The sequence below is a fragment of the Streptococcus sp. bf_0095 genome, from assembly GCF_004166885.1.
GTDB lineage: Bacteria > Bacillota > Bacilli > Lactobacillales > Streptococcaceae > Streptococcus.
Genome location: NZ_RCYU01000002.1, coordinates 25354 through 47613, shown reverse-complemented (window position 1 = coordinate 47613; position 22260 = coordinate 25354). Strand labels below are relative to the sequence as shown.

Genomic DNA, 22260 nt, shown 5'->3' with positions numbered 1-22260 from the left:
ATGGATGATGGATTTAGTATTATCAAGTTTATCTGAAGGTTTATTGTGGTCGATTATGGCCATTGGTATATTCTTAACATTCCGCATTTTAGATATAGCGGATATGACAGCAGAAGGGGCTTTCCCGCTTGGAGCGGCAGTCGTTGCATCCCAAATTCAAGCGGGTCAAAACCCATGGCTAGCAACCCTATTTTCTATTTTTGCAGGGATGTTAGCAGGTCTAGTTTCTGGCCTCCTTCATACTAAGATGAAGATCCCCGCTCTCTTAACAGGGATTGTGACACTGACTGGCCTCTATTCGATCAATATTAAGATCATGGGGGGTGTTCCTAATTTATCTATTGGAGATTCAAGTACCATCTTCAAGTCTGTGATGGGGCTGGGTTTGTCTAATGAGGCTGCTGTCTTTGCTGTTAGTCTTTCTTGTTTGTTATTGGTCTGCCTGATTTTGACTCTCTTAATGAAAACTCAGATTGGCTTGGTTCTTCGTTCAACGGGTGACAATATCCCAATGAGTGAGGCCAATGGGGTGAATGTGGACACCATGAAGATTTTCGGTTATATGATTTCTAATGGACTGGTTGCATTGTGTGGGGCTCTCTTCGCTCAAACAGATGGCTTCTCAGACGTGACTTCTGGTACAGGGACCATCGTCGTAGGACTTAGCGCCGTTATTCTAGCAGAAGTCTTGATCCATGATTTGACCATTGGAGGACGCTTACTTTCGATTGGAGTGGGGGCAATTGTTTACCGCCTCATTATCCTCAATATCTATGAAATTCCAAACTTAGACCAAAACTTAGTCCGTTTGTTTAATGCTATTCTCTTGGCCTTGGTCTTGTTTGCACCAGAAGCCCAGAAACGTCTCAAGATTCGTGGATTAAAATTAACCAGCAACTAAAAGGAGAAGATAGATGGCAACATTGTTAAAAATCGAAGATATACATAAGACATTTGAAGCAGGAACAGTCAATGAAAACCATGTTCTCAAAGGCTTGGACCTGACAGTAGAAGAAGGAGATTTCATTTCCGTCATCGGAGGAAATGGAGCCGGGAAATCGACATTGATGAACATTCTGGCAGGTGGCTTGCAAGTGGACCAAGGAGATATCCTGTTAGAAGGAAAATCTATTAAGCAGACCAGTGTTCGGAAGCGTGCTAAGGAGATCGCCCGTGTTTTCCAGGATCCTAAGATGGGGACGGCTTCCCGTTTGACCATTGAAGAAAACATGGCCATTGCTAAAAAACGTGGAGCAAAACGGGGCCTTAGTTGGGGGGTCAAAGAAAAAGATCGCGAAGAATTTAAAGCTGCTTTGAAGGAACTCAATATTGGGTTGGAGAATCGACTCAAAGTGGATACGCAATACTTATCAGGGGGACAACGGCAGGCCCTTACTTTGGTCATGGCAGCTTTAGTCAAACCGAAACTCTTGCTTCTAGATGAACATACCGCAGCGCTCGATCCAAAGACCAGTGAAATGGTCATGGAATTGACGCAAAAGATCGTGGAAAGTCATGATTTGACAACCTTGATGATTACACACGATATGAACCATGCTATCGAATATGGCAACCGATTGATCATGCTCTATCAAGGGAAAATCGTGGTCGATGTAAAAGGAGAAGAAAAGAAAAACCTAACAGTGGAAGACTTGATGCGCCTTTTCCATCAGAACAGTGGTGAAACCTTGGTGAGTGACGAATTGGTATTGGGATAAAATAAAGAGAGTGGGACAGAAATCGGTCATTTGTTAGAATTCGATTTCGTCGTCCCACCTCCGCACAGTCGAGTAGGGCTGTAAAAGCTGATGAAATCAGCGTAGTAGAGCCCACTCACCACTGCGTCTTGCTCGACAATCCAAAGACAATTGAGAGGCTAGGACTTTTGTCCCAGCCTCTTTGTATTGATGTTGTTAGCCACATTTAGCTAATCCTGTTTCTTTTTCTCTAGGAAGCTAGCTGCGAGAACAAGGTTAAGACCCGCTAAGAAGAGTAGGTATGAACTGCTGTGTTCAGTATTCGTTCTTGGAAGTTGTCCTTGCGAAGTCTGATCTTGTTTAGAGGTTGGAACACTCATCAAAGCATCACTGGTATTCGTTGGACTAGGATGCTCTGAAAGAGGAGTATATTGTCCCTTGCTTCCTGAAAAAGCAGAATCCACTTTTTCAGGAAGACTTGAAATGAATGGTCCAGTTTCTAATTTTGTCTTATAGACAATAGCATAGGTTCCTAACTCTTGGACCATGAATTCAATCATGCCCTCTCGAAGTGTAAATTCTAATGGTTGGAGACCTTGATCAGGAGTCAAGACATAGAGTTGCTTCACTTCTCCTGATAGTGGAAGTCGAACCAATACACTTCCCTTCACTGGAACTGGATTTCCCTCTTTATCCCTCAGTTGAAGGTTGAAAGCATCGTAGGTCTCGCCGAAGAGACCTTGGTCAAGGACCTTTTGGATCTCTAAATGACTTTCTGTTCCAATCTCATTTTCTCCACTAATGACCTCTACCTTGCTGGCTTGGTCTTTCAGTACCCGCAGGACATATTCAGGTAGAGAAAGGATAGGTGCTTCTTGTCCAGCTGTGCCGATTGGGTCTGTGTACTCAGGAAGGGTTACTACAGGTGGTTCTTCCTCTCCCAAACTTGTCACAAGAGCAGGTAAGAGAGAGACCACTGGACTAGTGATGGTTTTCCCTCGGATGGCATAGGCTGAGATGATCTGATCTTGTTTTTGATGAGCAGTTTCTGGGATTGGGAGTTCAATTTGCTGGTTTTTAATCGGCAACACTCGATTTCCATCTGATAGGGTGACGTGTTGGTCATCGGTTTTCTTGAGGAAAACAGGATCCTTTGTACCAGGGAATTGTACAGCAATAGCATCCCATTCTCCAGACGGAAGTGTGAGGGTAATGGTTTGATCGCCTGCTTGTATTGGGGCTAGACTTGGAGTATCTAGGGATACTGTTGCTGGCTTCAATATGTCAAATGAATCCAGAGAAATCATCTTTCTACCATCTGGAGAGTTAGGATCCACTGTCAAGGTGAGAATATGATTTCCATTGCTTAAGTTTGTATACTCGCCAATCAATACATTCTTTTCATAGTCATCACTTGAGTAGAAGTCCAAACTTGGCATTTCTTTTCCATCTATGGTGACTAAGGCTTTTCCATAGTCAGAAGATTTTAAGCCGTAAATACGAATACCTGTACCAGTGAATGGAATGGTTGCTTTGGCCTCAGAATACTGAGATGGATCTACGTTTTGGAGAGTCGCGTATTTTTCTGTCGTTTGATATAAGCCTGATTCATTCCAGTCTTTGAACAAAGAACCATAGTGGATACGAGGATCTCTGTCATCCATCTTTTCAACAGTCGCGTCTTGACCAGGATAGATTTTAAAATAATCCAAGGAAATTTTTGAGCGTTCATTCCCACGGTTTAAGTGCTCCTTCTTCACGGTCAGAGTTAGGATATGATTTCCATCAGGAAGTCCTGTAAAACGACCGATTAGAGCGCTTTTTTCCGTTTCTCCAGATGTGTAGAAATCCAGATCTCCCACTTTTTTTCCATCGATTTGGACTTCTGCTAAGCCTAATTCAGACGATTTGAGACCATAGATTTCAATTCCTCGTCCATTGAAAGAGATGCTAGCAGTTGCATCTTTGTCAGAGTAGCTATCAAGGGATAGGTCGGCGTATTTTTCAGTTCCTGCATACAAGTCAGCATCTTCCCAGTTATTGAAGGCAGGACCGTATTGAACACGAGGATCTCTATCGTCCATCAATTCGACAACTGGTTGGATTGATGCGGCTTCTGATGTTTGCCTTGAGCGCTCCCCAATCATAGCTTTAACGCTATAACTATAGCTATGAAGAGAATCAATGGAGCGGTCAATGAAATGAGTGACATTGGTTAGGAATTCTTTGACAGAAGGAGCGTCACTGCTTTCATCTTTGCTTTCTCGACGAATGACATAGTGAGTCGCATCTTTAACTGGATTGAAATCGAGTTCAGCAGTTACAGCATCTTTTCTCACGGCAGATAGGCGGGTGACCCTCTCTGGTAACTTTTCAAAGGTAACCTGATCCCCTTTTTGAGTGGCAATCTGAATCCGATTGCCCTTCAGAAGAGTAGGTTTGATTTCTTTCCCATTAATCTTGACAATACTCGACTCGATGTCTGGATAATCGACGACTAAATCTCCACCTGCATGGGAAAGGAAAGCTAATGTCTCAAGATTCTTTTCTTTCCATTTCATGCTGACTTCAAAGTTGCCACGTGCCACGAGACCTGAAACTTGCCCGTCTTTCCAGGCATCTGGAAGGGCTGGTAATGGGGCAATGTAGCCAGTGTGGGATTGAAGGAGCATTTCTGCCATCCCGCTAGTGGCACCAAAGTTACCATCGATTTGGAAAGGCTCGTGGGTATCCCAGAGATTTTCTAGGGTTGAGGATTTGAGCTGTTCTGCCAATAAACGATGGGCACGATTTCCATCAAGCAGACGAGCCCAGAGGTTGATCTTATTGGCCTTAGACCAACCCGTTCCACCATCTCCACGGTGGTTTAAGGTTGCGCGTGCCGCCTCTAGGTATTCAGGCTGATCCTTGTCAAATAAAGTACCTGGGAAGAGACCAACCAGATGAGAAACGTGACGGTGGTGATTTTCAATGCCTTCATTCGTAAATTGAGGACTGTCTTCTTCGTACCATTCCTTGATGCGGCCATCTTGGTTGATATGAAGTGGTTTGAGCTTGTCAAATTTAGCCTTCACTTCGGTAACTAAGTCTTGGTCGACATTGAGATGCTTGGCTGCTTCCATATAGTCGTGGAAGAGCTGCCAAACCAGAGACTGGTCGAAGGTATTCCCAATCGTGATAGTTCCATGCTCTGGTGAGTAGGATGGAGAAGATACCCAACGGTCACTTGCTTTGTCGTAGTGCAAGAAGGAATTCCAGAACTTGGCCGTTTCCTTGAGCATTGGATAAATCTTTTCTTTAAGATAGGTCTCATCCTTGGTGAATTTATAGTAGTCATAGACGTTCTGCATCATCCAAGCATTGGCAGCAGGAGACCAGCCCCAATAGTAATTCCAACCAGGAGTTGTCCAGCCGAATGGCGTTGCTTGGGTATGAACCAACCAACCATTTTCTTGTCCTTCTTTGGATTCGATACCAGCGTATTCCTTGGCAGCGATACGGCCATAGTAGCGCATGTCATCAATATAATTGATCATTGGCTTGGCAGTTTCTGCAAGATTGCTCATATAGGCAGGCCAGTAGTTCATCTGTAGGTTGACATTGAGGTGATAGTCAGAGTTCCAAGGTGGATTGTCTACAGCATTCCAGACTCCTTGCAAGTTGGCAGGAAGGGCATCTGTCCGGTCACGAGACGAACTGATGAGGAGGTAACGTCCGTATTGAAAGAAGAGCTCTTCTAGTTGTTGCCCTTTTGTAGGATCATAGGTTTGGAGAGCTTCTTTTGTCGTTTGGTTAGACTTATTACCGCCAAGATTTAGTTGAACACGATTGAAGAGACGTTGGTAGTCCTTGATGTGGTCATGTTTTAGAGTTTCATAATCTTTGGCTTTAGCCGCCTCGACAATCGATTTGACAGTTGCTTCTACATCAATATCCTTGCGGTAATTGGTTTTTGGATTTTGAGCATAATTAGTCTTGGCACTGAGTAAAAGGGTCGCATAGCTGGCTCCGGTGACAGTCAAATAGCCATCTTGGGCAGTGACTTGTCCATCTGTTTTGATTCCAAGATAGGAGGCAAATTGAAGGCCATTGTCTTTGACAGTCCCCTTGAGCAAGATACCATTTGAATCGGTCGTGACTGCCCCTTGTTTATAATTCGAATATTCCCAAGAGTAGTCACCATTCGCAAGTAAATCCTCTGTCAAGCTATTCCAAAGGGTAAAATCGAGGGTCTTATCCCCTTTTTTACTCAAATGGGTCACAGTAACATCATCTGGATAGCTAGAGAAGGTTTCGCGTTTAAAGGTGGTTCCATCCTGGCTATAAGAAGTAGTCGTGATAGCTTCGGTAATATCTAAGTCACGGTGATAGTCGGTAACGTTCTCCAAACCTTTCTTTTGGTTGTTAAAGACCATAAAGATATCACCGAAAGATAAGTAGCGTCCGTATTGAGCGTTGTTTGGGCCTACTAGATTTTCTTCGGCTAACTGTTTCGCTTTTTGGCGGTCTCCAGCTTCAAGGGCCTTACGGATTTCTGCCAAGACTTTGTAGCGATCTTGGTAGTTTCCTCCGTTGTAGTCGGTGCTATCCGGTTGTGGTCCACCAGACCAAAGAGTTTTTTCGTTGTATTGAATTCTTTCCTCGCCGATGAGTCCGAAAACCTTAGCACCCATTTCTCCATTTCCGACTGGGAGGGCTTGCTTTTCCCACCCATCATAGCTAGCAGCAGCAGGTTGATTGTAGCTTAAATGATAATCTGTTTGTTTGGCCACGGGAGTCTCAATTTTCATAGTTTCCCTTTCTTCAGTTGCCTCAATCGAAGTAGTCGAAGTGGCTGTATGCTTGCTTTGAACTTCTGTATCAGGTGACGAGCTTTTTTCTTCAGAAATAGGAGCGATATACGGATTTTCTGGTTTGGCTTCTCCAGTTCCATCAGTCGGGCTCTCTATGGCTGGGGTAGCTTCAAGGTGGTTGCTTTCGTTTTGGCTTCCAACAATACTATCAGCACCTACCTGGTGTGAGCCGAGAAAAATGGCTCCTAATAAAACAGAAGCCGTACCAACAGTTAGTTTGCGGATACTATAACGACAGGATTTTTCCAAAAATCTTTTGTCCATAGAACTCTCCTCTAGCTTTTTGAGACCGCTTACATTTTTAGTTAAAGACAGTCCCTTCATATTTATTTCTATCATATCCAATTTAATAGGGAAACAGGAAAATGTCAATAGCATTTAGGTAAGATGCATATTTGAGAGTGTTATTTCTTAAAATAGTAGAGAAATAGGAGATAAATAAGCTATTGATTTTTGCCATAGAGAATCGGTAAGAGTAAGGCCGACTGGAATGACCTGTACTAATACAATGGTATGAAATTGAAAAACAGTTTATTTTCTAAAAACTAGTCAAAATCCTTTTATTCACAAGGAATCATGTTATAATAAGACCATAAAACGTTTTCAAGAGAGAAGGACAAGACATGGAAAATGAAACAGTTGACTATGGAAAAGTAACAGGAATGGTACACTCTACGGAAAGCTTCGGTGCTGTAGATGGACCAGGGATCCGTTTTATTGTCTTTCTTCAAGGCTGTCAAATGCGGTGTCAGTATTGCCATAACCCGGATACTTGGGCTATGGAAACCAACAAGTCTCGTGAACGAACAGTAGATGATGTATTGGAAGAAGCCCTTCGCTATCGTGGTTTTTGGGGCCAAAAAGGTGGGATCACTGTCAGTGGCGGAGAAGCCCTGCTTCAGATTGACTTCTTGATTGCCTTCTTTACCAAGGCTCAAGAGCTGGGCATCCACTGTACTTTAGACACCTGTGCTCTGCCTTTCCGAAATACCCCTCGTTACTTGGAAAAATTTGACAAACTGATGGCAGTGACCGATTTGGTGCTCCTTGATATTAAGGAAATCAATGATGAACGTCACAGATTTGTAACCAGTCAAACAAACAAGAATATTTTGGCCTGTGCCAAGTATTTGTCTGATATTGGCAAACCAGTATGGATTCGTCACGTCTTGGTGCCAGGTTTGACAGACCGAGATGATGATTTGATCGAACTTGGTAAATTTGTCAAAACCCTTAAAAATGTTGATAAATTTGAAATTCTTCCCTACCATACCATGGGTGAGTTCAAATGGCGAGAATTGGGCATTCCTTATTCCCTAGAAGGAGTAAAACCTCCAACAAAAGAACGAGTTCAGAATGCTAAGGACTTGATGGAAACTGAAAGCTACCAAGATTACTTGAAACGGGTTAAAGGATAAATAGATCGAGACAGTTGGTTCTTCCAGCTGTCTTTTTTCTGATGAAATGCATCACTATTCCCTTTCTTTAAACGGAAAAACGTGCTAAAATAGAGTGAATCTATAAATGAAAATGAAGAGGTAGAAACATGTCAAAAATTCTTGTTTTGGGTCACCAAAACCCTGATTCAGATGCTATTGGCTCATCTGTAGCCTTTGCTTATCTTGCAAAAGAAGCTTATGGTTTGGATACAGAAGCAGTGGCTCTTGGAACTCCAAATGAAGAAACAGCCTTTGTATTGGATTATTTTGGTGTGGAAGCGCCACGCGTGATTACATCTGCTAAGGCAGAAGGTGTAGAGCAAGTCATCTTGACGGACCACAATGAATTCCAACAATCTGTTTCAGATATCGCTGAAGTAGAAGTTTACGGTGTGGTAGATCACCACCGTGTGGCTAACTTTGAAACTGCAAGCCCACTTTACATGCGTTTGGAACCAGTTGGATCAACATCTTCTATCGTTTACCGCATGTTCAAAGAACACGGTGTAGCTGTTCCAAAAGAAATTGCAGGTTTGATGCTTTCAGGTTTGATTTCAGATACCCTTCTTTTGAAATCTCCAACAACTCACCCATCTGATAAAGTGATTGCGCCTGAATTGGCTGAATTGGCTGGTGTGAACTTGGAAGAATACGGTCTTGCCATGCTCAAGGCTGGTACAAACTTGGCAAGCAAATCTGCAGAAGAATTGATCGACATCGATGCTAAGACTTTTGAATTGAACGGCAACAATGTCCGTGTGGCTCAAGTCAATACAGTTGATATTGCCGAAGTATTGGAACGTCAAGCTGAAATCGAAGCAGCTATCCAAGTCGCAATTGCAACTAACGGATACTCTGACTTTGTCTTGATGATTACAGACATCGTCAACTCTAACTCAGAAATTTTGGCTCTTGGTGCTAATATGGACAAGGTGGAAGCAGCCTTCAACTTCAAACTTGAAAACAACCACGCTTTCCTTCCAGGTGCTGTTTCTCGTAAGAAACAAGTGGTACCACAATTGACTGAAAGCTTTAATGCTTAATGATAAACGGGATAACCCATTGTTAAAAAAGGAGTTTCGGCTCCTTTTTTGCTAGGAGGAGACTATGTTAGAATCTGGCGATTTGATTTTTGTGAGGGATCATACGGAAATGGGACAGGCCATCCAGGCATCTACTGGGAACTATAGCCATGTGGCCATCTTTTTGGATGGAAAGTTCTATCATGCCACGGTGGAAGGTGGCGTCCTGGCCCAGTCCTCTGAAGATTTCTTTGAAACTGAGAAGGTATATGACCTATACCGCTATGCAGAGATTGATGACAAAGAAGTCAAAAAGCGAGCAGAAAACCTTTTAGGTGCTCCCTACAATGTTTCCTTTTACCCAAATGGAGATGGCTTCTATTGTTCCCAGTTCATCGCTGAACTGCTCCCTATCTTTGAGACCATTCCCATGAAGTTTGGTGATGATGAGCAGCAGATTAGTGATTTCTGGAGAGATTACTATAAAGAACTAGGATTAGCTGCACCTCTGAATCAGCCTGGTACTAATCCCAGTCAGTTAGCCCAGTCTCCCCGTCTACAGTTTAAAGAAAGATATACGGATGATTACAATCATTAATCCCACACGTTTGACACGTCAGCCTTTTTTTAAGGATTTGATCAACTATCTGGATCAGCAGAATGATGTGATCCTGCGGCAAATCAAGGCCCAATTTCCAGATCAGCCGGTGGACAAGCTGATGGAAGAATATATCAAAGCGGGCTTCATCCTTCGAGAAAATAAACGCTACATCCTCAGCCTGCCTTTCTTGGAATCTGCTGAAGCAGTCGACTTGGATCAAGAAGTCTTTGTCCGAGAGGAGAGTGACCTTTATCAGGAACTGAAAGCCAAGGTCTTCCAAACGGAACTTCGCAACACGACCAATACAGCGATTCTCATAGAAGAGACAGACTTTGAGCGAAAGGCACAGACCCTGTCCAATTACTTTTACAAGGTGAAACACCAATACCCTTTGACGGAGGTTCAAGAGAAACTCTATGCCATCTTGGGAGATGTCAATCCCGAATATGCACTCAAGTATATGACCAGCTTTTTGCTCAAGTTCCTCAAAAAAGATGAAGTCCAGCAAAAGCGCAGAGACATCTTTGTCGATAGTTTAGAGGTCTTAGGCTATATCCGAAAAAATGATGAAGGCAAATATGAATTAGCAGTGGACTTGGACAAGGAAAGACTGATATTTTTGAAACACTAGAAAAGGCTAGGAAATTTTCCTAGCCTTATTTGATTAGAGATAACGTTCAGCAATAGCAGCATCACCTGGATATTCTTCTTTGACGCCATTGACGATTTGGTAGCAGTCAGCTCCTTTTCCAGCGATAATGACGGCATCTTCAGGCTTGCTGGTAGTTGCCATCGCCAGTTGAATGGCTTGCTCGCGATCTGCAATTTTCTCGACAGGGCGCGTGATAAAGCTGCTAATCTCTTCAGCGATAGCCAAAGGATCTTCATAGTTGGGGTCATCCGCTGTGAGGAAGACTTGGATCTCAGGATGGTCTTCTAAGAGCAGGCCAAAGTCCTTGCGGCGGCTCTCTCCTTTATTCCCAGTTGATCCAAGGACCAGTGAAATCGTTCCTGTCTGATGGGTTTCAACAACAGAGAGCAGTTTTTTCAAGCTATCTCCATTATGGGCATAGTCAATAAAAACTTTTGCCCCATTCTTTTGAGTCAAGACTTCCATCCGGCCAGGAACACGGGTTTTGGCAATCCCCTTTTTGATGTCTTCAAGACTCGCTCCTAGACGAAGGCAGGCGAGACCTGCAGCTACAGCATTTTCTTGATTGAAGTGGCCGATGAGCTGGGTATCATAATCCCCTGCCAGCTTGCCAGTGACAGAAAAGCTAAAGGCTTTTGAGTTGTGGACTTGGTTGGTCGATTGACTACCGTAGAAGTCGTGGTCTTGCTCAGTCACCTGCTCCGCAAGAATGTTAAAATGGTCCATATCACTATTGACGACAACAGCACGACTATTTTCCATCAAGAGACGTTTATGGTAGAAGTAGTCTTCGAAACTTGGATGCTCAATCGGTCCAATATGGTCAGGGCTGATGTTGAGGAAGACACCAACATCGAATGTGAGTCCGTAAACACGTTTGACTAGATAGGCCTGACTAGAGACCTCCATAATCAGGTGAGTCCGATCATGGGCAACTGCCTGGGCCATCATTTCAAACAAATCGATACTTTCTGGGGTGGTCAAGGTTGATTTGAAGAAGGTCTTGCCATCCAAGGTTGTATTCATAGTGGATAGCATGGCAGGACGATGGCCTTGCTCAAGAATCTTGTAGGCATAGTAAGCAGAAGTGGTTTTGCCCTTGGTCCCTGTAAAAGCTAAGAGTTTTAGCTGGCGCTCAGGGTGGCCATAGAATTCCATGGCAATTAAGCTCATAGCCTGTTTAATGTCCGTAACGATAATGGCCGGGATGCTGACCTCAAAGTCCTGCTCAGCGACATACCACTGTAAACCTTGCTCGATCGCTTGCTCCAAAAATTCCTTCTTGAAATTTGCCCCCTTCACAAAAAAGAGGGTCTCAGCGTTGACCTTTCGACTATCGTAGCTAATTTGATTAAAAGAAACACCACTTGCAGAATAGTGGTATTCTCCGTCTTGCAGGATCTCACGAAAGTTGTGATCCTCTTTTAAAATGTTTAGTACAGTTTCTATCTTCATCATAATCCTATTTTAAACTGAAAGCCCTTATTTTACAAGTGTAAAGGAAAAGTTTATAATGAAAGAAGACTATAAAGTAGAGGAAACATATGAGTAACGAAACAAGTAATCAACAGGCCCAAATGCTCCGTGGAACTGTCTGGTTAACAGCCAGTAATTTCATTAGTCGTCTCTTAGGAGCGGCCTATATCATCCCTTGGTATATCTGGATGGGCAAACATGGTGCAGAGGCAAACGGTCTCTTTACCATGGGCTACAATATCTACGCTTGGTTTTTGCTGATTTCAACAGCAGGCGTCCCAGTAGCAGTCGCTAAGCAGGTGGCCAAGTACAATACCAAGGGGCAAGAAGAGCACAGTTTTGCCATGATTCGTGGCTTCCTTAAGTTCATGTCTTTATTGGGCTTGGTTTTTGCTATTATCATGTATGTGCTTTCTCCAGTCTTTGCAAACCTATCAGGAGGTGGGAAAGACCTAATCCCTGTCATGCAGAGCCTGTCTTGGGCAGTCTTGATTTTCCCTTCCATGAGTGTCATTCGTGGCTTCTTCCAAGGGCATAACAATCTGAAACCTTACGCCATCAGTCAAATTGCTGAGCAAGTGATTCGGGTTATCTGGATGCTCTTGACAGCCTACTTCATTATGAAGGTCGGCTCAGGTGATTACGTTGAAGCCGTTACCCAGTCCACTTTTGCAGCCTTTATTGGGATGGGAGCGAGTCTTCTAGTCCTCGTCTATTACCTCTGGAAAACAGGGCTTCTACAGCACATTATTCATCGCCCGGAGTCTGATAGCCAGATTGATACCAAGGCTCTCTTGTGGGATACCATTCGTGAAGCGATTCCGTTCATTGTGACAGGATCAGCCATTCAACTCTTCCAAATTATCGACCAGATGACCTATAGCAATGTCATGTCTTGGTTCACCAACTTCACTCGTTCAGAGTTGTTGGTTCAGTTCAGCTACTTTTCAGCGAATCCGAACAAGATCACCATGATTTTAATTGCAGTTGCGACATCGATCGGTGGGGTGGGAATCCCTCTCCTGACAGAGAACTATGTCAAGGGTGATTTCCGGGCTGCAGGTAAGCTGGTTCAAGATAATTTGACCATGCTAGTAGCCTTCTTGCTTCCAGCGACGATTGGAGCAGTAGCCATTGCAGAGCCTCTCTATACGGTCTTTTACGGGAAACCAGATTCCCTGGCTTTGGGACTCTTTATCCTAGCCATGCTACAGACGATTATTTTAGGTTTGTATACGGTTCTCTCTCCAATGATCCAGGCTCTTTTCCAAAATCGGAAGGCAATTCTTTACTTTGGCTATGGAGTATTGGTAAAACTGATTCTCCAAGTACCGTTCATTTATGTCTTTAAAGCCTATGGTCCTCTTCTTTCTACTACAATTGGTCTCATGATTCCGATTGTTCTTATGTACAAGGAAATTCATCAGGTGACTCATTTCAATCGCAAGACAGTCTTCAAACGAAGCTTATTGACAGCCATTCTCACCTTGATCATGCTCTTGGTGGTCCTAGTTGCAGGCTTTATCCTTGGCTTGGTCATCAAACCAAATGGTCGAGTGACAAGCATGATTTATGTATCTCTGATTGGTGGTGTGGGAATCGTCGTATACGGTGGCCTCGGTCTTCGTCTTCGTTTCTTAGATCGCTTCATTGGTAGCAAGGCAGCTAGTCTTCGAAATAAATTTCATATTTCATAACCAGTAGAGGTTGGGGCTATCCCACCTCTTTTTTTCATTATAGTTTGAAGCTATATCTAGCTCTTGAAAAAGGAAAAACCGAATCATCTAAAGAAGTGATACAATAGAGACAATTGAATTTACGTCCATTGGAGGTTTGTATGAGTCACAAAAAGAATATTAACACCATCCTAGCTCAAGCGGGAATCAAGTCGGATCCAGCAACAGGGGCTTTGATTACTCCGCTTCATTTTTCAACCACTTACCAGCATCCAGAGTTTGGTCAATCTACTGGTTTTGACTATATCCGTACCAAGAATCCGACTCGGGTAAACGCTGAAAAGACCTTGGCAGCTATTGAGAGTGCAGAGCATGCCTTGGTGACGAGCTCAGGTATGTCTGCCATTGTCTTAGCCTTTAGTATTTTTCCTGTTGGCAGTAAGGTTTTGGCAGTAAGAGATCTTTATGGAGGCTCTTTCCGTTGGTTCAACCAAATGGAACAAGAAGGACGCTTTTTCTTTACCTATGCAAATTCTGAAGAAGAATTGGTAGAGGGATTGAAGGGAGAGGTGGATATTCTCTATATTGAAACGCCTACTAACCCACTCATGCTGGAGTTTGACATCCAGAAATTAGCTAAACTCGCTCATGAAAAAGGGGCAAAAGTGATTGTAGACAACACCTTCTATAGCCCTATCTACCAACGTCCAATTGAAGAAGGAGCAGATATCGTCCTTCACTCAGCGACCAAATATCTAGCGGGTCATAATGACGTTTTGGCTGGTGTTGTAGTGACTGATGATGAAGGTCTCTATGAGCAACTCTTTTATAACTTAAACACAACTGGAGCTGTTCTCTCTCCTTTTGACAGCTACCAATTAATCCGTGGGTTAAAAACCTTAGCCCTTCGAATGGAGCGCTCTACAGAAAACGCGAAGAAGGTAGTGGAATTCTTGAAGGGGCATCCAGCTGTTAAGGAAGTTTTGTATACCGGCAAGGGAGGCATGGTTTCCTTTAAAGTAAGCCACCAAGAAAAGATTCCAACCATTTTGAACCACTTGCAGGTCTTTACCTTTGCAGAGAGTTTGGGTGGGGTGGAAAGTTTGATTACCTACCCAACGACTCAGACCCATGCAGATATTCCTGCAGAGGTTCGTCATTCCTATGGTTTAACGGATGATTTGCTTCGCCTTTCCATCGGAATTGAAGATGCAAGGGATTTGATAGAGGATTTAGAACAAGCATTGGCTAGATAGGAGTCCATCATGGGAAAAGAACAATTTTTGACTGTCCCTAATCGTTTGGGGCACCACACTAGCAAGTGGAAGGAGTCAGAACAAGATTCGGAACTCCTTCCTGCTTGGATTGCCGATATGGATTTTGAATCCTTACCTGCTGTTGGACAAGCTATTCGAGATTACGCGGATCAATTAGTCTACGGCTATACCTATCCTAGTGAGGAACTTTACCGAGCTGTTCAAGAATGGGAAAAGACAGAACATGGATATGTGTTTGAGAAGGAAGCGATTGTCTTTATGGAAGGAGTTGTTCCCTCTATTTCAACGGCTATTCAGGCTTTCACCAAGGAAGGCGAGGCTGTTCTCATCAATACGCCAGTTTATCCACCCTTTGCCCGTAGCGTCCGCCTCAATCAACGCAAATTAGTGACCAATTCCTTAGTAGAAGTGGATGGACTCTTCCAAATTGATTTTGAGCAATTGGAGAAAGACTTTGAAGAGCACCAAGTCAAACTCTACATCCTGTGCAATCCTCATAATCCAGGCGGTCGCGTCTGGGAACGAGAAGTCCTAGAAAAGATTGGTCGCCTCTGTCAAAAACATGGGGTCTTGCTTGTTTCCGATGAAATTCACCAAGATTTAGCCCTGTTTGGTCACAAACATGTGTCCTTTAATACAGTAGATCCAAGCTTTAAGGATTTCACCCTTGTCTTATCGAGTGCAACCAAAACTTTCAATATCGCAGGGACAAAAAATTCCTATGCCATCATCGAAAATGATGCACTTCGGAAATCCTTCCAAGCTCAGCAATTGCGAAACAACCAGCATGAAATCTCTGCCCTTGGCTTTATCGCCACAGAAGTGGCCTATCAGAATGGAAAGGCTTGGTTAGAGGACTTAAAGGAAGTCTTGGAAGAAAATATCGACTACACTGTAGCAGTTTTGCGCGAGCAGACAGATATTGGTGTGATGAAACCGCAAGGGACCTATCTACTCTGGCTTGATTTTTCTGCCTACGGTTTGTCTGAGGAAGAATTACACGCTCGGCTTCATGATCAGGCCAAGGTCATCCTCAATAAAGGAACAGACTTTGGGGTCGAAGGGAAACAGCATGCTCGACTAAATGTGGCGGCTCCGAAATCCCTGGTTCAAGAGATTGTTAATCGGATTGTTACTGCCTTTCCTAAAAAAGGTTCATGTGAGGGTTGACTTTTCTATAGGGGAGGAGTATACTCAAGGAGAATAACGGTAGGTGAGGCTACCGCAAGGATACGGATGACTACCGCAAAGCAGTGGAGACACTACTCGTTGGTCAACAGTCCTGATCGCAAAGGTCAAGACTAAGCTCATTTCATCGCCTTGCGGAGCTAAAGCTTGGACGGTCTATTTTTTGAGAAATTTTATTAAAAAATAAACGACGAGTTTCATGAGTCCTACCTGAATGAGGGAGGGCTCTTTTCTTATGCATAAGAACCCTCTCAATATCAAGTAGAAAAGGAGAACACTATGATACAAATCGACGATCATCCCGAGCCGCACATAGCCAGCCAATCGCTGATTTGTGTCATCGGGACTCTATAAGCGTTTGGCTCCTGATTTAAAAGGAGATTCCAATGCAAACAACAAAAGAAAGATTCATTGCTGCATTGCAAGATGCAGAAACAACAACCTTAGCCAACTATCAATCTAGCTGGTCTGGCTTGACGGAAGACCAAGTAGAAGAAAATCGGGAAAGCTATGGAGAAAATGTCCTCACCAAGGGACAGGAAAGCTCTATCTGGAAACGGATTGTTGAATCCATCATTAATCCCTTCACAGTCATCCTTCTTCTCATTGCCCTTGTTTCTCTGGTGACCAATGTTTGGTTAGCCAAACCAGGAGAGGAAGACCCAACGACTTCTCTCATTATCGTCGTCCTTGTTCTTCTCTCAGGGGGGATTCGCTTTGTCCAAGAGTTGCGAAGTGACAAGGCTGCTAGCAATCTCTCTCGAATGATTGTCAATACAGCAACGGTGATTCGAGAAGGCAAGGAAGCAGAAATCCCTATCGACGAAATTGTCGTGGGGGACTTGATCAAACTGAGTGCAGGTGACATGATTCCAGCAGATGTGGTCTTACTAGATTCACGAGACTTTTTCGTTCAACAATCCGGCTTGACTGGTGAGAGTGATGCTGTCGAAAAAGTTTGTTTAAAAAAGGCGACTAGCCAAAATCTAGACAGTCTCCTAGAGAGTGAGAGTCTAGCTTTCATGGGGACCAACGTTATCTCAGGTCGAGCAACAGCCTTGGTCTTGGTCGTTGGGGATGAAACCATGATGGGAGCGATCGAGCAAACCATTAATACCTACGATGAACCAACCTCTTTTGAACGAGAAATGAACACCATCTCTTGGTTGTTGATTCGACTGATGATGGTGATGGTGCCCATCGTCTTCTTTATCAATGGTTTGACAGATGGGGACTGGCTAGAAGCGGGTGTCTTTGCCCTCAGTGTAGGGGTGGGCTTGACTCCGGAAATGCTTCCTATGATTATCACCGCTAGCTTGGCCAAGGGCTCCATTATCATGGCCAAAGAAAAAGTGGTCATCAAAAAGCTCAACGCCATCCAAGACTTAGGGGCTATCGATATCCTCTGTACGGATAAGACGGGAACCTTGACTCAAGATGAGATTGTACTCGAATACCCACTTGATATTCATGGGGAGCTCGATTTGTCCGTCCTTCGTCGGGCCTATCTCAACTCTTACTTCCAAACGGGTCTTAAAAATTTGATGGACCGGGCCATTATCAGTCGGACAGAACGAGAAGCTAAGAAACATGAAATCGTCAGAGGTTTAGATCAAAGCTTCCAAAAGATTGATGAACTGCCTTTTGACTTTGAACGCCGGCGGATGAGTGTCATCGTCAAGGATGAGCAGGGCCTTGTGAGCATGGTCACCAAGGGAGCCTTGGAAGAAATGTTAGCAGTGTCTCGTTATGTAGAATACAAGGATGAGATTATTCCCCTAACAGACCAAGTGCGAGAAGAAGTCTTGGCAGAAGTAGCTCAGCTGAATGAGCAAGGTCTGCGCGTGCTAGGTGTCAGCTACAAATCAAACCTTGAGGAAGGCTATGCCTTTGAAGTAGCGGATGAAGCGGATATGATCTTGACGGGTTATCTAGCCTTCTTGGATCCACCAAAACCATCTGCAGCACCAGCCATCAATACCCTTGCGGAATACGGAGTTGCTACTAAAATCCTTACGGGTGATAATGAGAAAGTGACCCAAGCGGTTTGTGAAAAGGTGGGTCTGGATGTGGACCGCATTTTGCTGGGTAGCGATATTGACAGTCTTTCTGACCCAGAGTTAGCCCAGGCAGTTGAAACCACTACCGTCTTTGCAAAATTGTCTCCAGATCAAAAAGCACGCATTATCCTTCAACTCAAAGCAAATGGCCACAAGGTCGGCTATATGGGAGATGGTATCAACGATGCTCCATCCATGAAGGTGGCAGATGTGGGGATTTCGGTTGATACAGCCGTTGATATTGCTAAAGAAACAGCAGATGTTATCCTTCTGGATAAGGACTTGATGGTCCTTGAAAAAGGCTTGGTAGAAGGACGCAAAGTCTATGCCAACATGACCAAGTACATCAAGATGACCGTTTCTTCCAACTTTGGGAATATCTTCTCTCTTCTCTTTGCCAGTATTTTCCTTCCTTTCCTTCCGATGGCCCCTATCCATCTCATCGTTTTGAACTTGGTTTACGACCTTTCCTGTATCGCCTTGCCTTTTGACCGAGTGGATAAGGACTTTTTGAAGAAACCAAGAATCTGGGAAGCAAAATCCATTACCCGCTTTATGGCCTGGTTCGGTCCTATTTCCTCTGTCTTTGACATCCTGACCTTTATCATTCTCTACTTTGTTATCGTACCAATGATTACGGGATATGGCTATGTACATGGTGCAGATAGTGCAGGACTCTTCATTATGCTCTTTCAAACAGGCTGGTTTATCGAGTCCATGTGGTCCCAAACCATGGTAATCTACATGCTTCGTTCTCCAAAATTGCCCTTTGTTCAAAGTCGACCAGCTTTTGCTGTCATGGCAACGACCCTATTGGGCGCGCTCTTGGTTACCTTCTTACCATATGGCCCATTGGCTTCCTTGTTAAAAGTAGCGCCACTGAATGCTCTCTATTTCCTATTACTTGTGGGGATTCTCTTCCTTTATATGGCAAGCGTCACCCTGGTCAAACACTATTATATTGGTAAGTACAAGGAGTGGCTATAAGATAGCTATTAAAATAAGAAAAGAAAAGGTTTGCATATTTGTAGGCCTTTTTCTTCCTTTTTGATATAATAAGATGAATATAGAGAAAGAAGGAACCACAATGGGAAAACTTGAAGTTATTAAACATCCACTTATTCAGCATAAATTGTCTATTTTGCGTCGGACTGATACCTCTACAAAGGCTTTTCGTGAATTAGTTGATGAAATTGCTATGTTGATGGGATACGAGGTGTTGCGCGAACTTCCTCTTGAAGATGTAGAAATCGAAACACCTATCACAAAAACGGTTCAAAAACAAATTGCTGGTAAAAAACTAGCAATTGTCCCAATCCTTCGTGCAGGAATCGGGATGGTAGATGGGCTCTTGAGTTTGGTACCAGCTGCCAAAGTTGGTCATATTGGAATGTACCGCGATGAAGAAACCTTGAAGCCAGTTGAATACTTGGTGAAATTGCCAGAAGATATTGATCAACGTCGCATCTTTGTAGTAGATCCAATGCTTGCAACCGGTGGATCAGCTATTCTTGCGATTGATTCTTTGAAAAAACGTGGAGCTAGCCACATCAAGTTTGTCTGCTTGGTGGCAGCACCTGAAGGGGTGAAAGCACTTCAAGAAGCTCATCCAGATGTTGATATCTTTACAGCAGCCCTCGACGACCACTTGAATGATCATGGCTACATTGTTCCAGGCCTTGGAGATGCTGGGGACCGCTTGTTTGGTACCAAATAAGCGCCTATCCAATCCTTCTTTGGGAAAGTAAAAAATTGACCTTTGTTGACCAATGGGATATAATAGCTTTTATAAAGATTGGAAGGAGAGCTAGCCTCTCGAATCAACCGGATGAAACTCATGAGGTGGTGCCGGTTATAATGGATAAAAGGAGATGAATGAATGATTCCAGTAGTTATTGAACAAACCAGTCGTGGCGAACGCTCGTACGACATCTATTCCCGCTTATTAAAAGACCGTATTATCATGGTAACAGGACCGGTAGAAGACCAAATGGCCAATTCGATTATTGCCCAATTGCTCTTCTTGGATGCCCAAGATAATACCAAAGATATCTATATGTATATTAATACGCCAGGAGGCTCTGTCTCTGCAGGGTTGGCTATCGTCGATACCATGAACTTTATCAAATCAGACGTCCAAACTATTGTTATGGGGATGGCTGCTTCAATGGGAACTGTGATTGCATCAAGTGGTACCAAAGGCAAACGTTTCATGTTGCCAAATGCTGAGTACATGATCCACCAACCAATGGGTGGTACTGGTGGCGGTACCCAACAAACAGATATGGCGATTGCTGCAGAACACTTGTTGAAAACACGTCACAGATTGGAAAAAATCTTGGCAGAAAATTCAGGTCAAACCATCAAGAAAATCCACGCTGATGCAGAACGGGATAATTGGATGACTGCAGAAGAAACCTTAGCTTATGGTTTCATCGATGAAATCATGGCCAACAACAATCTTAGATAAGGAAACTTAACCACAAAGCTGAGAGTGGGACAGAAATCGGTAATTCGTTAGAATTCGATTTCGTCGTCCCACCTCCGCACAGTTGAGTAGGGCTGTAAAAGCTGATGAAATCAGCGTAGTAGAGCCCACTCAACCACTGCGTCTTGTTCGACAATCCAAAGATAATTGAGAGGCTAGGACTTTTGTCCCAGCCCCTTTTTTAGTCTTTCTAGAAAAAGATAGAATTTTTACCTGAAATTTGCTATACTTGTAACAGAAGCAGAAAGGGATTGTATATGTTTGAGAAGCAAGCTAGAACAGGCTTAATTGTAAAATTGTATTATAATCGAGATGCAAAGAAATTACAGGGAATTGGGGATGTGATCTATCATTCCAAAAAAATGCGCTATGTACAGGTCTATGTTGATAGTCCTCAAGTCCTTGAAATCGTGCAGCAATTAAAAAAAGAACGCTTTGTAAAGAAGGTACAAATTTGCCATATTCAAGAATTGGATCGTGATTTTGTGGGAAGTTTGCATCGTCAAAAGGATGAAACACAAGGAGAAAACGCAATCATTTAAAGGATTGCGTTTTTTATATTGACAATTTTCAGATAATTCGGTATATTCTTAATATCTATTTATTTAAAGAATTATTTAAGGAGATTATTACAAATGAAGAATAAATTTGCTCTTTCATTTTTAACAATTGCAAGTGTCGCTCTTCTTGCTGCCTGTGGTGAAGTTTCAACTTCAGGTTCAAACACAACTGGTAACGAAATCGGCAAAGAACTAAAAATCGGTTTTAACTTTGAAAAAACTGGTGAAGTAGCAGCATATGGTAGTGCTGAACAAAAAGGTGCTCAATTGGCCGTTGATGAAATCAATGCTAATGGTGGAGCTGATGGTAAGAAGATTGTTGTCACAGACAAAGATAACAAATCTGAAACAGCTGAAGCAGCTACCATCACTACAAACCTTGTCACTCAATCAAAAGTGAACGCTCTTGTAGGACCTGCGACTTCAGGTGCTACTGCCGCAGCGGTTGCCAATGCTGGTAAAGCAGGTGTTCCATTGGTAACTCCATCAGCAACACAAGACAATTTGACAAAAGGTCAAGATTACCTTTTCCGTGCAACCTTCATCGATAGCTTCCAAGGACAAATCATTGCTAAATATACAACTGAAAACTTGAAAGCCAAGAAAGTTGTTCTTTACTACGATAACTCATCTGACTATGCGAAAGGGATTGCTGAAGCCTTTAAGAAATCTTATAAAGGTGAAATCGTAGCGACAGAAACTTTCCAATCTAAGGACACAGACTTCCAAGCTGCCCTTACAAAAATCAAAGATAAAGACTTCGATGCGATTGTCCTTCCAGGGTACTACACTGAAACTGGTAAGATCGTAAACCAAGCACGTGGTATGGGAATCAAACAACCAATTATCGGTGGTGATGGATTTAGTGATGCCAAGTTCGTTGAACAAGCAACAACTGCTGCAGCTACAGACATCTACTACGTAGCTGGATTCTCTACTGAAGGTGAAATGACTGATAAAGCCAAGAAATTCGTAGAAGCTTATAAAGCGAAATACAACGAAGAACCTTCAATGTTTGCTGCTTTGGCATATGATTCAGTTTACATGATTGCGGAAGCATCTAAAGGCGCTAAGAACTCTGTCGAATTGAAAGACAACCTTGCGAAGTTGAAAGACTTGGAAGGTGTTACTGGTACAATGTCTATTGACAAAGACCATAATCCGGTTAAATCTGCACTTATGATTGGCTTAAAAGATGGTAAAGTTGAGTCAGTCGAGTCGGTTAAACCTTAATTATCATTTGTTGTTTGTACAAGAGGCTGGGAGAATGA

The 22260-nt window shown here is 43.2% G+C and carries 16 protein-coding genes and 1 riboswitch; of the genes, 14 read left to right on the top strand and 2 right to left on the bottom strand.

Features of this window, described 5'->3' with window-relative positions:
* The first annotated feature begins 7 nt into the window (after positions 1-7).
* Positions 8-901: an ABC transporter permease gene (locus EAI95_RS04895; protein WP_023024061.1), complete on the top strand. Its 894-nt coding sequence runs from the start codon at positions 8-10 to the stop codon at positions 899-901.
* 13 nt (positions 902-914) lie between these two features.
* A complete protein-coding gene (locus tag EAI95_RS04890) occupies positions 915-1718 on the top strand; it encodes an ATP-binding cassette domain-containing protein (RefSeq protein WP_129822376.1) in 804 nt (267 codons plus the stop codon).
* Positions 1719-1927: 209 nt separating this feature from the next.
* Here EAI95_RS04890 and EAI95_RS04880 read toward each other — a convergent pair whose 3' ends face one another.
* Positions 1928-6814: a glycoside hydrolase N-terminal domain-containing protein gene (locus EAI95_RS04880; protein ID WP_129822375.1), complete on the bottom strand. Its 4887-nt coding sequence runs from the start codon at positions 6812-6814 to the stop codon at positions 1928-1930.
* A 359-nt stretch (positions 6815-7173) separates the two neighbouring features.
* Here EAI95_RS04880 and pflA point away from each other — a divergent pair, with 359 nt between their 5' ends.
* The 4 genes from pflA to EAI95_RS04860 all read left to right on the top strand — a co-directional run bounded on the left by pflA (position 7174) and on the right by EAI95_RS04860 (position 10243).
* Positions 7174-7968: a pyruvate formate-lyase-activating protein gene (gene pflA, locus EAI95_RS04875; RefSeq protein WP_023024058.1), complete on the top strand. Its 795-nt coding sequence runs from the start codon at positions 7174-7176 to the stop codon at positions 7966-7968.
* A gap of 128 nt (positions 7969-8096) precedes the next feature.
* Positions 8097-9032, top strand: a complete 936-nt coding sequence (locus EAI95_RS04870) for a manganese-dependent inorganic pyrophosphatase (RefSeq protein WP_023024057.1) — start codon at positions 8097-8099, stop codon at positions 9030-9032.
* A 64-nt stretch (positions 9033-9096) separates the two neighbouring features.
* Positions 9097-9609, top strand: a complete 513-nt coding sequence (locus EAI95_RS04865; RefSeq protein ID WP_129822374.1) for a YiiX/YebB-like N1pC/P60 family cysteine hydrolase — start codon at positions 9097-9099, stop codon at positions 9607-9609.
* Positions 9593-10243, top strand: coding sequence for a DUF1803 domain-containing protein (locus EAI95_RS04860; protein WP_023027133.1), 651 nt, complete (start codon positions 9593-9595; stop codon positions 10241-10243). The genes EAI95_RS04865 and EAI95_RS04860 overlap by 17 nt, the downstream gene beginning before the upstream one ends.
* Positions 10244-10276: 33 nt before the next feature.
* Here EAI95_RS04860 and EAI95_RS04855 read toward each other — a convergent pair whose 3' ends face one another.
* Positions 10277-11722 carry a UDP-N-acetylmuramoyl-L-alanyl-D-glutamate--L-lysine ligase gene (locus tag EAI95_RS04855; RefSeq protein WP_023027132.1) on the bottom strand — a complete coding sequence of 482 codons (1446 nt, stop codon included), beginning with the start codon at positions 11720-11722 and terminating at the stop codon, positions 10277-10279.
* A gap of 86 nt (positions 11723-11808) precedes the next feature.
* On the opposite strand from EAI95_RS04855, the gene EAI95_RS04850 reads away from it, so the two are divergent.
* The 8 genes from EAI95_RS04850 to EAI95_RS04815 all read left to right on the top strand — a co-directional run bounded on the left by EAI95_RS04850 (position 11809) and on the right by EAI95_RS04815 (position 22222).
* Positions 11809-13437, top strand: a complete 1629-nt coding sequence (locus EAI95_RS04850; protein WP_129822373.1) for a polysaccharide biosynthesis protein — start codon at positions 11809-11811, stop codon at positions 13435-13437.
* A gap of 140 nt (positions 13438-13577) precedes the next feature.
* Positions 13578-14672 (top strand): cystathionine gamma-synthase, encoded by a 1095-nt coding sequence (locus EAI95_RS04845; RefSeq protein ID WP_048689723.1) that lies wholly within the window; start codon positions 13578-13580, stop codon positions 14670-14672.
* A gap of 9 nt (positions 14673-14681) precedes the next feature.
* Positions 14682-15863, top strand: coding sequence for a MalY/PatB family protein (locus EAI95_RS04840; protein ID WP_129822372.1), 1182 nt, complete (start codon positions 14682-14684; stop codon positions 15861-15863).
* Between the two features lie 28 nt (positions 15864-15891).
* Positions 15892-16046, top strand: a riboswitch (M-box (ykoK) riboswitch).
* Between the two features lie 221 nt (positions 16047-16267).
* On the top strand, positions 16268-18928 hold the full coding sequence (gene mgtA, locus EAI95_RS04835; protein ID WP_129822371.1) for a magnesium-translocating P-type ATPase: 2661 nt from the start codon (positions 16268-16270) through the stop codon (positions 18926-18928).
* 100 nt (positions 18929-19028) lie between these two features.
* The gene (gene upp, locus EAI95_RS04830) at positions 19029-19658 is read left to right on the top strand and encodes a uracil phosphoribosyltransferase (protein ID WP_023024048.1); all 630 of its coding nucleotides are present in this window, start codon (positions 19029-19031) and stop codon (positions 19656-19658) included.
* Between the two features lie 162 nt (positions 19659-19820).
* On the top strand, positions 19821-20411 hold the full coding sequence (locus EAI95_RS04825; protein ID WP_129822370.1) for an ATP-dependent Clp protease proteolytic subunit: 591 nt from the start codon (positions 19821-19823) through the stop codon (positions 20409-20411).
* Between the two features lie 275 nt (positions 20412-20686).
* Positions 20687-20971, top strand: coding sequence for a DUF2129 domain-containing protein (locus tag EAI95_RS04820; RefSeq protein ID WP_023024043.1), 285 nt, complete (start codon positions 20687-20689; stop codon positions 20969-20971).
* Between the two features lie 93 nt (positions 20972-21064).
* On the top strand, positions 21065-22222 hold the full coding sequence (locus tag EAI95_RS04815; protein WP_129822369.1) for an ABC transporter substrate-binding protein: 1158 nt from the start codon (positions 21065-21067) through the stop codon (positions 22220-22222).
* Positions 22223-22260 lie beyond the last annotated feature (38 nt).